This is a genomic window from Streptococcus rifensis, assembly GCF_053203525.1.
On sequence record NZ_JBRUCW010000008.1, the window covers coordinates 44,700 to 59,921 of the forward strand.

Here is a 15,222-nt window from a genome sequence, read left to right on the forward strand (position 1 = left end):
ATATGATAGTATTTGTTAGAGCGAAAGCTCATCAATAATTTTTGGAGGATTTAGCACAATGGCTAATAAACAAGATTTGATTGCAAAAGTAGCAGAAGCTACAGGTTTGACTAAGAAAGATTCATCTGCAGCAGTAGATGCAGTATTTGCTTCAGTATCAGATTACCTTGCAGCTGGTGAAAAAGTTCAATTGATCGGCTTTGGTAACTTTGAAGTACGTGAGCGCGCTGCCCGTAAAGGTCGCAACCCACAAACTGGTAAAGAAATCACTATCGCTGCTTCAAAAGTTCCAGCATTCAAAGCTGGTAAAGCTCTTAAAGACGCAGTTAAGTAATTCAATAAGAAAAAGCCTATTGTATCAAGCTTTATAGCCTGTGCAATGGGCTTTTTTATATGTTTTGGGGCATTTTTGGGGCATGAAATCAGTAGTTTTCCATGATTTCGGCGATGTTTGTCTTCATCTTTTTGGTTACATGGGTATAGATTTGAATAGTCGTCTTAGAATCGGCATGGCCAATACGATCCATAGGGTTTAGACTAAATCCGCTTGATAGAAAAAACCCGTCAAAGCAATTCATCATTTGACGGGGAATATAATTTCAGTTAACCTTGTCGCAGGTCTTCTAGGATAGCTTTAGCTTGGGCTAGGTTGGTATGCTGGCTTTGCCGCAGGTGTTGGGCAACTTGTTCAATTTCGTCTCCTTCAGCTCCAGCAAGCATGGCTAGGGACTTGGCTTGGAGTTTCATGTGACCCGCTTGGATTCCCGTTGTTACAAGAGCCCTGAGAGCCGCAAAGTTTTGGCAAAGGCCCGTTGCAACGACAAGACCAGCTAAGGTTTTAGCATCTGGATGATTGAGGAGGTCAAAGGCTGCCTTAACCTTTGGATTAAGGCCGATGGAGCCACCAACAGTGGCAATCGGCATAGGAAGCGTCAGTTGACCGATCAGGTAACCATCGGTCATTTCCCACTTGGCAAGCCCTCGGTATTGGCCGTCTTGACACGCATAGGCATGACTACCGGCTTCAATGGCTCGCCAATCATTTCCTGTCGCTAGAACAATAGCGTCAATACCATTGAAAATACCCTTATTGTGGGTTGTTGCCCTGTAGGGATCAATCTGTGCTAGGCGACTCGCCAGAGCGATTCGGTTAGCTGTTTCGATGCCACCGGGTAGAGTTGCAGGATCGATTTGGCAGCTAGCGGTAACTAGTGCGTCTGTTGCGTAGTTTGATAATATAGCCATGAGGGCTTGTCCGCCAGTTAACTGGGTGAGGTAACCTTTGATGGCCTCGAGCATGGTATTAAGAATATTAGCACCCATGGCTTCTTGGACATCTGTGTGGAGATAGACGATGAGAAATTCACCCTTGACTTCGGTTGTGAGATACCTAGCACCGCCACCTCGCGCAACGATAGAGGGATGAGCTTCATTGGCAATGGTCAAGATATCGTTCTGGTGTTGCTGGAGTTGAAAGAGGGCTTCAGCTAAATCTGTCACCTCATAGAGAGCCACTTGACCAATCATGAGGCGCTCGTGTATTTCTGCCTTAAAACCGCCTGATTTTCCAATGAGTTTATTGGCGTAATTGAGGGCAGCAACAACAGAGGGCTCCTCTGTGACCAAGGGAATATGGTAAAACTGGCCATTAAGGAAAAATTCGGGAACGACACTCATGGGTAGAGCAAAGGTACCGACATGGTTTTCAGCCATTTGACCTGCAGTGCTCTCAGGAAGATTATCGTCCTGGTTTAGGGTAAGGTAGGATTCTTCTGAAAGCCCCTTTTTCAGCAAGTCGATCCGTTCTTGGCGTGTTTTTTTATGAAAGCCGCTATATGAAGACATAAAAACTCCTTTGTAATCATTGAGTTAGGGAGTTGGTTTCCTATAGTAGGAAATCATTTGCCCTTCTGAGATGGGAACCATACCGATGGATTGGTAGAAAGCATTCGCCGTGGTATCATAGAGATCCGTGTTGAGCTGGAGCATGCGAATATGGGCATACGTCTCCCAAACGGTTTGCAACAACTGGCGACCAATGCCCTGTTTTTGATAGTCAGGGTCAACCAGTAAATCTTGGATTAGAACGATATGTTGGCCGTCTCCGACACAACGAATAAAGCCCACCAGCTGATCTTCAACAAAAGCCCCTAGGACGAGTAACGACTGGTCAAAGGCTGGTGCTAAGAGACTGGCGTCTTGCAAATAAGTGGACCATCCAACAGCTCTATAGAGGTCCTTGACAGGTTTGCTTTCATCCTTATAGTTAAAGGGTTTAATAATCATGGTAGTTCTCCTTGCTGTTATTATAACACATCTTGATGCTTGAAAAGAGAAAGAATACTATCCTTTTTAACGGTGAAAAATAGGGGAATAAACCTCTTTTTTAGACCTGTCACTGCTCAATTTTACCTTTACAAAATAAGAGATTTGACATACAATGATAAAATGACAAATGAACTGATATTAAGAAGTATACAATTACTTTTGATTGGCTTGATTATATGGGTCGTTCTACTGATTAGAACCCATGTGCTAGCCCATAAGATTAACCTAAAGGAACGGTTTTGGACAGGATTTTTCATTGGTTATGTCACGGATTTGCTGGATACTTTGGGAATTGGTACCTTTGCGACAACCACAGCCCTATTTAAGGCGACTCGTCTGGTTGAGGATGATCGTAAAATTCCAGCGACCTTGACCACAGCCCATGTTATCCCAGTTATCGTAGAGGCACTGTGCTTTATTACCATTGTGAAAGTTGACATGACGACCCTCATTTGCATGTCCTTGTCGGCCTTTTCTGGTGCTTTGGTCGGAGCAAGAATGACCAAATCCTGGGATACCCGTCGGGTCCAAAAAATCTTGGGGGCCTTGCTTATCATCGCGGCCATCATCATGGTTTATCGGCTCATTACTAATCCTGGAGAAGGGTTGTCTGAATCAGTCCAAGGCTTGAGAGGAATCAAGCTGATTATCGGGATGGTCTTTGATTTTTGTGTCGGACTCTTAATGACCATGGGGCTAGGCAATTATGCGCCAGAGTTGATTTTCTTTTCATTGATGGGGATTAATCCTGCTGTCGCCTTACCGGTCATGATGTTAAATGCTGCGCTGATCATGGTTGCAGGAGCCAAATCTTTTATTCAATCTGACCGGGTCCATTGGCCTGGGGTTTTAGGCATTATTGTCGGAGGGATTTTAGGTGTGCTAACAGCCGCAATGTTCTTGACTCAGTTAGATGTCAACCATTTAAAACTATTGGTTGTCTTTATTGCTCTCTATACTGGCGGAATGCTGCTGAGGGCTTCTCTGGTCAAACGAAGCTTTTAATTCCTGACATCAGAACAGCTTTTTAGGGTCAAACGGCCTGTGAAATGGTACAATAAAAGGGAGAATGTGTTAAGAGCCTGTCTTGACATGTTGTGAAGAGGTACTAGAATAACTTGCTGAGAGCCATCAGGATCAGAATAAGCAAGTCTATCTAGGCCCGATAAGGATCTGCCTTAAATGTTCACAGAGCCTAACACTAAAAAGACGATTATCAAGAGGAAATATGATGACTAGAGGATTATTAATCTCAGTAGAAGGCCCAGAAGGGGCAGGAAAAACGAGTGTCGTAGCGGAGCTTCTCCCCAAACTACGTGCTTATGGTGATGTTACTATGACTCGCGAACCAGGCGGTGTCCCCATTGCTGAAAAAATTCGAGAGGTCATCTTAGATACCAAACACACCAACATGGACGACAAGACAGAACTGCTCTTATACATCGCTGCGCGACGTCAACACCTCAAAGAACGGGTCTTGCCAGCTCTTGCAGCTGGTCAAATCGTGCTTGTAGATCGCTTTATTGATTCCTCTGTAGCATATCAAGGCTTTGGTCGAGGCCTGAATCCTTCAGATGTGGATTGGTTAAACCAGTTTGCGACTGATGGCTTGGTTCCTGATCTCACCCTTTATTTTGATATCGATGTCAAGCTTGGATTAGATAGGATTGCCAAAACCCGTGGGCATGAGGTGAACCGTTTGGACCTTGAGGGAATTGACCTTCATGAGCGTGTGCGACAAGGTTATCTGTCTATTTTAGAAAAGAATCCCAAACGCTTTGTCCTTGTTGATGCTAGCCAGCCGTTAGATCAAGTTGTTTCCGATGCTTGGACCATTATTGAAGACCGATTCTTTAAGGACTCCTTATGAAAATAGAAGATCTAAAAAAACAGCAACCAAAGGTATTTTCAGAATTTCAACAGATAGTACAGACAGGTCGGTTGGCGCATGCCTATCTCTTTTTAGGGAACTTTGCGAGCTTAGAGATGGCTCTCTTTTTGGCACAGGCCCTTTATTGTCAAGACCTTAAAGAAGGCTTACCTTGCCAAGAGTGTCGCAATTGCCGGTTAATTGAAGCGGGGACGTTTTCGGATGTTAAACGCCTAGCCCCGACCAATCAGGTCATTAAGACAGACTTGGTTCGAGAGGTCATGCAAGATTTCTCACAGTCAGGCTTTGAGACGGATCATCAGGTATTAATCATTGAAGGGGCTGATAAGCTTCATGTCAATGCTGCTAACAGCTTGTTGAAATTTATTGAAGAGCCACAGAGTAAGGTCAATATTTTTCTAATCAGTGACCAAGAAGAACGGATTCTTCCTACTATAAAAAGCCGCTGCCAGATAGTTCATTTTCCTAAAAATGAAGAATTAATGAGAGAAGAACTAGAACAAGCCGGAGTTTTGAAGACCCAAGCACAGCTTTTAGCAGCGATATCTTTTTCGACGGAGCAGGCCTTAAATCTGAACAAAGGGCAACAATTTCCAACGCTGATGAGTGTCGCTGACCAGTGGGTTAAGAGCTATCTTGCTCAAGATGGACAAGATTATCTCTTAACGGCTAAGTTATGCCAGCTTATTGACGATAAGGCAGGACAGGCCTTGGTTTTGGATTTATTGACCCTCTTGTTGGCTCAAGCGTTACCGTCAACAGCGGCACAAGATGGGCTTAGCCAACTCTTAAGGGCAAAAGACATGTGGCAGGCAAACGTTAGTTTGCAAAATGCTTTAGAGTATATGGTTTTAGAAGCTAGAACGTAAGGGGGGTATATGGACAAACGCGATTTATTTAATGCTTTAGACACTTTTTCACAGGACCTCATGCAGACCTTAGCAGAAGTAGAGTCCATCAAGGTTCATTTACAAGAATTGGCCCAAGAAAATACAGCTTTAAGGCTTGAAAATGACAAACTGAGAGAACGTTTGTTTCAAGAGGAGAGCTCGGTGGATGTCTCTAAAAAACGACAACGCAATACCAGTGTGATTGAAAAGAATTATGACGAAGGCTTTCATATCTGCAAAGATTTTTTCGGACAAAGACGAGATAATGATGAGCCTTGTTTGATGTGTTTGGAAGTCATTTATCGGGAAGATGTGTAACCATGCAAATACAACGCTCTTTTAAAGGCGAAACGCCTTATGGTACCCTATACCTCGTCGCTACACCGATCGGTCATCTGGCGGATATGACCTTTCGCAGTGTCGAAATCTTGAAAGCAGTGGATATCATTGCAGCAGAGGACACGCGAAATACAGGTATTTTATTAAAGCACTATGGGATTGAGACTAAACAAATAGTCTTTCATGAGCATAACGCCATAGCTAGAATACCTGACATTCTGGCCCTCCTCAAAGAGGGCAAATCTGTTGCTCAGGTTTCGGATGCTGGCCTTCCGTCCATTTCAGATCCTGGGCATGATCTGGTCAAGGCTGCCATTGCTGAAGAGATTCCGGTGGTGGCCTTACCTGGTGCTTCAGCAGGCATTACAGCTCTGATCGCCTCTGGTCTTGCGCCCCAGCCCCATGTTTTCTATGGGTTTTTGCCCCGCAAAGCGGGTCAACAACGACAGTTTTTTGAAAGCAAGAAAACTTATCCAGAAACTCAGATATTTTACGAGTCACCCTACCGTGTTTCAGACACGCTGACCAATATGCAGGCTGTCTATGGGGACCGTCAGGTGGTTATCGTTAGGGAATTGACCAAGATTTATGAAGAGTATCAGAGAGGGCCTATCTCTGAATTGCTCCTCTACCTTGCGGAAACCCCGCTAAAGGGGGAATGCTTGTTAATTGTTTCAGGCAATAGCTCTGACCACACCGAGCAAAGTCAGGACGATCTGGATATCCCTCAGGCTGTTCAGACGCTTATCGATGACGGGCAAAAACCAAATCAGGCCATCAAGGCTGTTGCCAAACGTTATGGCTTAGAACGGCAGAATGTCTATCAAGCATTTCACGGCTTTTAACCAGGATAACTAGAAAGGACTTGTCTATGCGAAATACCACTCCGATTCAGGTTAGCTCAGAAATTGGCCGATTAAAAAAGGTGATGCTGCACCGTCCGGGCAAGGAAATCGACAATCTCATGCCGGATTATTTGGAGCGGTTATTGTTTGATGATATTCCTTTTTTAGAAGAAGCTCAAAGAGAGCACGATCAGTTTGCGCAAGCCCTAAGAGACGAAGGCGTGGAAGTTCTCTATCTAGAAGACTTGGCAGCGGAATCTTTGACTACACCTGAGATTAGACAACAGTTTATCGAAGAATACATAGCGGAGGCTCATATCCGTAGCCAAGCCATGCAAGATGCTATTCGAACCTTCTTGCTTGCGATACCAGATAATCGTCAGTTGGTCGATAAGACGATGGCCGGTATTCAAAAGGTCGAATTACCTGATATTCCATTGGAGAAAAAGGGGCTAACAGACTTTGTTGAGTCTCATTATCCCTTTGCTGTGGATCCTATGCCTAACCTTTACTTTACGCGCGATCCCTTTGCGACTCTTGGAAAAGGGGTTTCTCTCAATCGGATGTATACTGACACGCGAAACCGTGAAACCTTATACGGGAAATACATTTTTACCCACCATCCCATCTATGGGCAAGGGGTCCCCTTGGTTTATTCACGCGAGGAACGCACACGGATTGAAGGTGGGGATATCTTAGTGCTGTCAGAAGACCTTCTGGCTATTGGGATTTCCCAGCGGACAGATGCTGCCTCCATTGAAAAACTCTTGCAAAATTGTCACCAAGAAGGTCTTGGTTTTAAGACTGTTATTGCATTTGAGATTGCTAATAACCGAAAATTCATGCACTTGGACACGGTCTTTACCATGGTTGATAGGGATAAGTTCACCATTCATCCTGAAATTGAACAAGATCTCAGGCTCTATACATTAACTATAGAAGATGGCGAACTCTCAATCGTTGAAGAAGACTGCGACTTGGCCACACTTTTAGCCCGACATCTCAATCTTCCGCAAGTAGACCTCATCCGCTGTGGAGGTGATAACAGGGTCGCAGCAGGTCGGGAACAATGGAACGATGGCTCCAATACCTTGACCATTTCGCCTGGCGTTGTTGTCGTCTATAACCGTAACACCATTACCAATACCATTTTAGAATCCCGTGGCTTACGCCTCATCAAGATAGGAGGCAGTGAATTAGTCAGAGGTCGAGGGGGTCCTCGCTGTATGTCCATGCCACTTGAGCGGGAACCATTATCCTAACACTCATCAGGGTTTGCAAAGCTGAGTCAAGAGACCATCTTTTCTTAAGCAGGCAAACCCTGATTTTTTTGGCCTCAAAGCATTTTTTTGTGATACAATAGAAGACAGTAGTGGTAAGTTTTTTCTAACGCAAAGGATAGGACATTCCGTTATTTTTGCATTAAAAAACATTGCCCAACTTACTGATGAAAAGGAGACCTTATGTCAAAAGTACAACGTTTAATCGAAACCTTTGTCCCAGAAAACTACAAGCTTTTCTTGGATATTGACCGCCCGTCCAAGACCTTCAAAGGTCAAGTGACCATCACAGGGGAAGCTGTTACAGAGCAAGTGTCCCTCCACCAGCACGAGTTGAATATCCTCTCTGTCAAGGCTGGCGACAAATCGCTTGACTTCACCATGGATGACGAGCATGAAGCAGTGCATATCGCCCTTGGTGTGACTGGTGACGTGGTCTTGACCCTCGATTTTGCTGGGAAAATTACGGATAACATGACAGGCATTTACCCATCCTACTATACAGTAGATGGTGTTAAAAAAGAAGTCATCTCAACCCAGTTTGAGAGTCATTTTGCTCGTGAAGCCTTCCCCTGTGTGGACGAGCCAGAAGCCAAGGCAACCTTTGATTTCTCTGTCAAATTTGACCAGAGTGAGACTGAAATTGCCCTCTCTAACATGCCAGAAATCAAGAGCGACGAGCGCAAAGAGACAGGCATCTGGACCTTTGACACGACTCCTCGTATGTCCTCTTACCTCCTCGCTTTCGGTCTTGGTGACCTTCAGTCTAAACTTGCTAAAACCAAAGGCGGAACAGAAGTGGGAATCTTTGCAACCAAGGCACACCCAGCGTCTTCGCTTGACTTTGCACTTGATATTGCCGTTCGTGTGATTGATTTCTACGAGGATTACTTCAAGGTCAAGTACCCGATTCCGCTATCTTACCAGTTGGCCCTTCCTGACTTTTCAGCAGGGGCTATGGAAAACTGGGGCTTGATTACCTACCGTGAAATTTATCTTTTGGTCGATGAAAACTCAAGTGTAACCAGCCGTCAGCAGGTAGCCCTTGTCATCGCCCACGAATTGGCGCACCAGTGGTTTGGTAACCTTGTGACCATGCAGTGGTGGGATGACCTTTGGCTCAACGAAAGCTTTGCCAATATGATGGAATATGTGGCGATTGATGCCATTGAGCCAAGTTGGAATATCATGGAAGACTTCCAGACGACAGGTTGTCCGCATGCGCTTAAACGCGATGCAACAGATGGCGTTCAGTCTGTCCATGTCGAAGTGAATCACCCAGATGAGATCAATACCCTCTTTGATTCAGCCATTGTCTATGCCAAAGGAAGCCGTCTCATGCACATGCTTCGTCGTTGGTTAGGCGATGAAGCATTCGCTGCTGGTCTCAAGATTTACTTTGAAAAACACCAGTATGGTAATACCGTTGGTCGTGATCTTTGGGATGCGCTGAGCCAAACCTCTGGCAAAGACGTAGCCAGCTTTATGGACTCATGGCTGGAGCAACCGGGTTACCCAGTTGTTCAGGCTAAAGTTGCAGACAACACCCTTAGCCTTAGCCAAGAGCAGTTCTTTATCGGAGAACACGAGGCTAAAGATCGTCTCTGGGAAGTGCCCCTCAACAGCAACTGGTCTGGTCTTCCAGATACCCTCACAGAAGCCGAAACGACTGTTTCAAACTTTGGGGAGCTTGCTACTACAAACACAGGTGCCTTCCGCCTCAATACGGAAAACACAGCTCACTATATTACAAATTACCGTGGGGAATTGCTCGATGCTCTCTTAGCTGAGTTACCTGAATTGGACCCAACAACCGTTCACCAAGTCTTACAAGAACGCCGTTTGTTGGCAGAAGCAGGTCATATATCAACCGCTGACCTGGTTGGTCTAATCGCTGGCTTAACTGCTGAGAAATCCTACATGGTAGCTGCTGGAATTAGCTATATCAGTGGTAGCTTACATCGTTTTGTTGATGAAGGCAGTGCTGTTGAGAAGGCCTATAAGGACTTCTTAATCAAGATTTATGGTGCTGATTATGCCCGTCTCGGTTTTGAAAAAGTCGCTGGAGAGCCTGACGAAGATGAAATGATCCGTCAAATCGTCCTCGGTGAATTACTCTATGCCGACCAAGCAGATGCTGTTGCCAAAGCGTCAGCCCTTTACGAAGCTCACAAGGACAATCTTGCCAGTCTTCCAGCCAGCCTTCGTTCTCTGGTCCTTGTCAACCAGATGAAAAATGCCGAGACAGACGCCTTGGTGGACCAATACTTGGACGCTTATGTGGCAACCAACGACAACAACTTCCGGCGTGACTTGGCCTTGGCCCTAGCCCGCACCAACAGCGAGAAAACGGTCAACCGCATCCTAGAAAGCTTCAAGGACAAGGATATCATCAAACCTCAGGACTTGTCCATGTGGTATGCCTTCTTCCTTCGTCGTCCATTTACCCAAGAACGTGTCTGGGCCTGGGCGCGTGAGAACTGGGATTGGATCAAGTCAGCCCTCGGTGGGGACATGAGCTTTGACAAGTTTGTCATCTACCCAGCCAATAGCTTCAAGACAGCTGAGCGCTTGGCAGAGTTCAAGGCCTTCTTTGAGCCACAACTCAGCGACATGGCCATCAGCCGCAACATCTCCATGGGTATCAAGGAAATCGCAGCCCGCGTTGCCTTGATCGAAACTGAAAAAGACGCTGTGCATCAAGCCATCGAAGCGCAAAACTAGTAACGCAAAAAACCAAGTCAGAATCTGGCTTGGTTTTTAGACTGTCATAAATATAAGCGTTCAATATTGGCTATAGGAGTTCAGTTGAGATAATACATTTTTCCCAATTTATGCTATGCTAATGGTATCAACGTCAAGGAGGTTGTCATGACCATTACAGAAGTAATCGAGACGATTAAGGCCTTTTATCAAGGGGATCCTGGTATCACAGAAGAGACGACGCGGGACCAGGTGCTTTACGGACAGACGGACAAGGACTGTACAGGTGTTGTAACCTGTATTTGGCCCAGTGTTCAGGTCATTGAGGAGGCTCACGCGCTTGGGGCGAATCTCATCATCTGCCACGAGGCCCTCTTTTGGAACCACGGGGACCATCAGGACTGGTTGCAGGAGAATGGGATTCAGGCTTATGAGGGCAAGAAAGCCCTGCTGGACCAGTATGGCTTGACCGTTTGGCGGTGCCATGACTATGTGCACTCGGGCATGCCGATTGAGACGGGGGAGTACAAGGACGGGATCTTTTATGGCTTGGCCAAACAGCTGGGCTGGGAGGGCTATGACATCAGCAATCACCCCATGCCCACCCTCTTTGAAATCCCTGAGGTTTCTGGTCGCGAGCTGGCGAGCCACCTCATTCACAAGCTTGGCCTTGACGGGGTGCGCGTGATTGGAGATCCTGAGACTCGAGTGAGACGTGTCAAGATTCCTTTTCATGTTTTTGGCGATGCCAATGCGGACATCATTCAAATCGATCAGGAAGACTTTGACGCCATTTTGCCCATGGAGATGGTGGACTTTACCCTAGCTGAATACATCAAGGATGCTAGTCTCCTGGGGCAGAACAAGGTTGCTATCAGCGCAGGCCATTTCAACCTGGAAGAACCTGGCATGGCCTATATGGCTGACTACCTTCCTGCTGTGCTTGGGCACCAAGTCCCTGTCCACTTTGTCAAGGTGGGCGATACCTATGGCTATATTACAAAATAAAAGATAGAAGGGAATATTATGCCTAAAAAAATAGTATTTCGAGCAGATGATCTGGGCTACTCTGAGGGGGTCAACTATGGGATTGAAAAGGCCATCCGAGATGGCCTAATCAGGAGTCAAGGGGTTATGGTCAATATGCCAGCCACCCAACATGGGGTGGACTTGGTCAAGGGCTATGACATTGCCTTTAGTGTCCATGCCAATATCTGCAGTGGTCGTCCCTTGACCGATCCTGAGTTAATTCCTAGCTTGGTCACAGCGGATGGGATGTTCAAGTCATCGTCAGTTTATCGTTCGGCGACTGAGGACTTCGTGGTTTATGAGGAGGTTCTCCTAGAGGTCGAAGCTCAGTACCAGAGGTTTATTGAGCTGTTCGGACGAAAACCAGACTATTTTGAAGGTCATGCGGTCGCTTCGGCCAACTTTTTCAAAGCCTTAGAAGCTATCGCTGAGAAATATGATCTGACCTACTCAGGCCTACCGCTGGATTTCAGTCAGCCCTTGACCATCGGCCAGTCTCAGGTTCGGATGAATATGGAGTGCATGAGGCCAGACTATGACCCACTTGAGATGGTTCAGCGGGTGGTTGGTCAGATGACTGAGGATGTGGTCGAACTCTTCGTCTTTCACCCAGGTTACCTCGATCAGGACCTGCTAGATCATTCCAGCCTGACCCTACCTCGGCCTAAGGAAGTTGCCATGCTCATCGCTCCTGCCACCAAAGAGTGGTTGAAGGAGCAGCGCGTTGAGCTGATTGATTATAGGGATTTGTAAGCAGAAAGAGAAATAACCCTTGCGCACAGTTGTGGGCGAGGTGAGAACGTAGACAAACCCTAGTTTTTCTGTCAACAGGACATTACGAAGTTATACCAAGGATTTAAAGAGTTGGTCTTTTGCGAGCTAAGCGAGCAATTATCGAAACTTTCCGCTGTGATAAAAGTGCCTGAAACGCAATAGTTTCAGGCACTCGGAAGTTTGGAGACCTTAGGCTCAAAACTTAGGTTTGGAATCCCGAAGGGAGTCGCTACCGTCCGTTATCACCTAAGGAAAGTTTCAAAAGAGACTTTGTCTTCAATCTGCCCTCGCTCACAGATGTGGGCGAGGGTTTTAGTATGTCTTATTTCTTGATGATCATGTCGATGACCTGTTCCAGGTTGGCTTCAAAGTCCTCTGGTTTTTGGTCAGGGTCTTCAAAGATTTGGTGCATCTTGGTGCTGATAACCAGACCAAGGGTGCGGTTGATGCTGGAGCGGACAGCTGTCAGCTGGGTCACGATGTCAATACATTCTTGTTCGTCTTCAATCATTTTTTGGATGCCTCTCAGCTGGCCTTCAGCCCGCTTGAGACGGTTGAGAATATTTTTTTGATCTGTTTGCATAGGAACCTCACTTTAGGACCATTATACGTCCTAGGGGTATTTTTGTCAAATTGGAAAGTCTTTTCTTGACGAAGAGGTCACTATTTGGTATTCTTTTAATATACCCATAGGGGTATTCAATGAATTACCCATCAAATAAGAAAGGACTGTGGTCATGATCTGTTTGTTTCAACGGCTCTGTCAAAATAGGCTGAAAAGTATTTCTATCAATGACTTAGATAGGGTTTTACAAGAACCTAAGTCAGTTGTTTTAGATGTTCGGACGAAAGAGGAATACCAGAGGGGGCATATAAAGGGAGTTCGCAATGTCCCTTTGGAGCAACTATCACATTTTCAAGGCACTAAAGACCAGGTACATTATGTTCTGTGTCAGTCAGGTGTGAGGAGCAAGCGCGCGGCGCGTGTCCTTCAAAAGAAGGGCTATCAAGTGGTTAATGTCAAGGGCGGCATGTCTGCCTATACTGGAACTATACAAGGAGGAAAGTAAGATGAAGATTCTGATTGTTGGAGGTGTTGCTGGCGGTATGTCTGCTGCAACGCGTTTGCGTCGCCTCATGGAAGACGCTGAAATCATTGTGTTTGACAAGGGGCCCTATGTTTCCTTTGCCAACTGTGGCTTGCCCTACCATGTTTCTGGGGAAATAGCAGAGCGGTCTAGCTTGTTGGTACAGACACCAGAGCGCCTCAAGGCGCGGTTTAATCTGGATGTTCGACCAGAGTCTGAGGTTCTCTCGATTGACCCTGAAAACAAATTGATTAAGGTCCAAACCAAGACAGAAATCTATACCGAAAGCTATGACAAGTTAATCCTGTCACCGGGTGCCAAACCCTTTGTCCCACCGATGACGGGGCTTGATCAGGCTGAGAATGTCTTTACCCTGCGCAGTATTCCTGACTTGGACCAGATTATGGCTCAGCTAGAAGGAAAAACAGCAGGTGTGGCAACAGTGATTGGTGCGGGCTTTATCGGACTGGAAATGGCTGAAAACTTAGCTAAAAAAGGCCTTGAAGTCACCATTATTGAAAAAGCTCCCCATGTTCTACCACCTCTGGATCAAGAAATGGCCGCCTTTGTGGAAGCCGAGCTGGTCAAACAAGGCATTACGGTCATCACAGGTCAGTCAGCGCAAGCTTTTGAAGACCAAGGCAAGACCCTTGTCTTAGAGGACGGTCGCCGTCTGCCATCTGATTTGACCATTTTATCAGTCGGGGTGCAACCTGAAAACAGTTTGGCTGAGTCAGCGGGTCTTGAGCTTGGCCTTCGCGGTGGAATCTTAGTTGATGAGCAGTATCAGGCCAGTCAAGAGGACATCTATGCTGTGGGTGATGCCGTTGTGGTTAAACAGCAAATCACCGGAGAAGACACCCTCATTGCCCTAGCCAGTCCTGCCAATCGCCAGGGCCGTCAAGTAGCAGATGTGATTGCTGGGCTTCCTGCTCAGAATAAGGGCAGTATCGGGACAGCTATTGTTCGTGTCTTTGATATGGTAGCTGCCTCAACCGGGCTGAGTGAGCGTGTGGCCCGTCAGACCTTTGATAAAGTCGCCGTTGTCCATACCAGCGGCAATGACCATGCGGGGTATTACCCAGGAGCGACCAGCATTACCCTCAAGTTGATTTTTAACCCTGAAACAGGAGCAATCTATGGAGCCCAAGCCGTTGGCCAAAAAGGGGTTGATAAGCGGATTGACATTTTGGCAACGGCCATCAAGGCTGGTCTGACAATTGACGATTTGCCAGAGTTGGAATTCACCTATGCACCGCCATTTGGCTCTGCCAAAGACCCTGTCAATATGATCGGCTATGCCGCTATGAACCTGGCACAGGGCTTGAGTCACAACGTTCAGTGGTACGACCTCTCGGATGAACTCGCTAAAGGCAAAGTGCTCCTGGATGTCCGCAATCCTGGCGAACTTGCCGCAGGGCGCTTCCCGAATGCCATCGCCATTCCTTTGGATGAATTGCGAGATCGCCTCGGGGAGCTCGATAAGAGCCAATCTTATATCGTCAGTTGCCATAGTGGCCTACGCTCCTATGTGGCAGAACGCCTCCTCAAGCAAGCAGGCTTTGAGGTTGCTAACTTAGATGGGGCCTATGCCCTCTACCAAATGGTCAAACCGGAGGACCTGATTCATGATTAAAAGCCAAGACCTAGCAGACTTAGTCGCTGCCATTGATAGCCAGTCCCTCGCCCTGATTGATGTTCGTGAAGTAGATGAATACCAAGCTGGTCATGTGCCTGGCGCTAAAAATCTCCCGCTGAGCGAACTGGCAGAACGCTATACTGAGTTAGACAAGAACACGCCTTATCACCTGATTTGCCATTCAGGGGGACGCTCCGCTAGAGCTTGCCAATTTTTAGCTGGTCAAGGCTATGATGTGACCAATGTCGATGGGGGTACCATCGCTTGGACAGGTAACCTGGAACAGTAACTTTAGTGACAATGAAAACCGTTTGCCTTTGAGGCTGACGGTTTTTGGATAGGGGTGACTTTTCTAAAATTATTTTCTCGAAAGGTAACTAGCCATATTTTTTTCAAGGCAAGAGGCCATCTTTTTG

Annotated in this window: 16 protein-coding genes; 13 read left to right on the forward strand and 3 right to left on the reverse strand. The window is 46.4% G+C overall.

The features are described 5' to 3' along the window. Window positions 1-58 precede the first annotated feature (58 nt). A complete protein-coding gene (hbs, locus tag ACVRYP_RS06110; RefSeq protein ID WP_307121485.1) occupies window positions 59-334 on the forward strand; it encodes a non-specific DNA-binding protein Hbs in 276 nt (91 codons plus the stop codon). Window positions 335-603: 269 nt separating this feature from the next. Here hbs and ACVRYP_RS06115 read toward each other — a convergent pair whose 3' ends face one another. Together ACVRYP_RS06115 and ACVRYP_RS06120 are read right to left on the reverse strand one after the other, a co-directional pair. Next, entirely contained in the window at window positions 604-1,845 is a 1,242-nt protein-coding gene (locus ACVRYP_RS06115; RefSeq protein WP_447467857.1) for a hydroxymethylglutaryl-CoA reductase, degradative, read from the reverse strand. Window positions 1,846-1,869: 24 nt separating this feature from the next. Further along, window positions 1,870-2,286: a GNAT family N-acetyltransferase gene (locus tag ACVRYP_RS06120; RefSeq protein WP_447467858.1), complete on the reverse strand. Its 417-nt coding sequence runs from the start codon at window positions 2,284-2,286 to the stop codon at window positions 1,870-1,872. 162 nt (window positions 2,287-2,448) lie between these two features. Between ACVRYP_RS06120 and ACVRYP_RS06125 the strand changes: the two genes are divergently transcribed. From ACVRYP_RS06125 to ACVRYP_RS06165, 9 genes are all read left to right on the forward strand, one after another. Further along, window positions 2,449-3,333 carry a sodium:solute symporter gene (locus ACVRYP_RS06125; protein WP_447467919.1) on the forward strand — a complete coding sequence of 295 codons (885 nt, stop codon included), beginning with the start codon at window positions 2,449-2,451 and terminating at the stop codon, window positions 3,331-3,333. A 226-nt stretch (window positions 3,334-3,559) separates the two neighbouring features. Beyond that, window positions 3,560-4,198, forward strand: coding sequence for a dTMP kinase (tmk, locus tag ACVRYP_RS06130; RefSeq protein WP_447467859.1), 639 nt, complete (start codon window positions 3,560-3,562; stop codon window positions 4,196-4,198). After that, a complete protein-coding gene (locus ACVRYP_RS06135) occupies window positions 4,195-5,088 on the forward strand; it encodes a DNA polymerase III subunit delta' (RefSeq protein ID WP_447467860.1) in 894 nt (297 codons plus the stop codon). The genes tmk and ACVRYP_RS06135 overlap by 4 nt, the downstream gene beginning before the upstream one ends. A 9-nt stretch (window positions 5,089-5,097) precedes the next feature. After that, on the forward strand, window positions 5,098-5,427 hold the full coding sequence (gene yabA / locus ACVRYP_RS06140; protein ID WP_447467861.1) for a DNA replication initiation control protein YabA: 330 nt from the start codon (window positions 5,098-5,100) through the stop codon (window positions 5,425-5,427). A gap of 2 nt (window positions 5,428-5,429) precedes the next feature. Further along, window positions 5,430-6,293 (forward strand): 16S rRNA (cytidine(1402)-2'-O)-methyltransferase, encoded by an 864-nt coding sequence (gene rsmI, locus ACVRYP_RS06145; protein WP_447467862.1) that lies wholly within the window; start codon window positions 5,430-5,432, stop codon window positions 6,291-6,293. 26 nt (window positions 6,294-6,319) lie between these two features. Further along, a complete protein-coding gene (gene arcA, locus ACVRYP_RS06150) occupies window positions 6,320-7,555 on the forward strand; it encodes an arginine deiminase (protein WP_447467863.1) in 1,236 nt (411 codons plus the stop codon). A gap of 201 nt (window positions 7,556-7,756) precedes the next feature. Then, on the forward strand, window positions 7,757-10,297 hold the full coding sequence (locus ACVRYP_RS06155; protein WP_447467864.1) for a M1 family metallopeptidase: 2,541 nt from the start codon (window positions 7,757-7,759) through the stop codon (window positions 10,295-10,297). Window positions 10,298-10,444: 147 nt separating this feature from the next. Further along, window positions 10,445-11,284 (forward strand): Nif3-like dinuclear metal center hexameric protein, encoded by an 840-nt coding sequence (locus tag ACVRYP_RS06160; protein ID WP_447467865.1) that lies wholly within the window; start codon window positions 10,445-10,447, stop codon window positions 11,282-11,284. Window positions 11,285-11,302: 18 nt separating this feature from the next. After that, window positions 11,303-12,058, forward strand: coding sequence for a ChbG/HpnK family deacetylase (locus ACVRYP_RS06165; protein ID WP_447467866.1), 756 nt, complete (start codon window positions 11,303-11,305; stop codon window positions 12,056-12,058). Between the two features lie 343 nt (window positions 12,059-12,401). On the opposite strand, the gene ACVRYP_RS06170 is transcribed toward ACVRYP_RS06165, so the two are convergent. Further along, the gene (locus ACVRYP_RS06170; RefSeq protein WP_104967803.1) at window positions 12,402-12,662 is read right to left on the reverse strand and encodes a metal-sensitive transcriptional regulator; all 261 of its coding nucleotides are present in this window, start codon (window positions 12,660-12,662) and stop codon (window positions 12,402-12,404) included. Between the two features lie 154 nt (window positions 12,663-12,816). Between ACVRYP_RS06170 and ACVRYP_RS06175 the strand changes: the two genes are divergently transcribed. The 3 genes from ACVRYP_RS06175 to ACVRYP_RS06185 are packed head-to-tail and all read left to right on the forward strand — an operon-like array spanning window position 12,817 to window position 15,095. After that, window positions 12,817-13,149, forward strand: a complete 333-nt coding sequence (locus ACVRYP_RS06175; RefSeq protein ID WP_447467867.1) for a rhodanese-like domain-containing protein — start codon at window positions 12,817-12,819, stop codon at window positions 13,147-13,149. Window position 13,150: 1 nt separating this feature from the next. Next, complete coding sequence (locus ACVRYP_RS06180; RefSeq protein WP_447467868.1) at window positions 13,151-14,803, forward strand: FAD-dependent oxidoreductase; 1,653 nt, start codon at window positions 13,151-13,153, stop codon at window positions 14,801-14,803. Then, window positions 14,796-15,095: a rhodanese-like domain-containing protein gene (locus ACVRYP_RS06185; RefSeq protein ID WP_447467869.1), complete on the forward strand. Its 300-nt coding sequence runs from the start codon at window positions 14,796-14,798 to the stop codon at window positions 15,093-15,095. The genes ACVRYP_RS06180 and ACVRYP_RS06185 overlap by 8 nt, the downstream gene beginning before the upstream one ends. Window positions 15,096-15,222 lie beyond the last annotated feature (127 nt).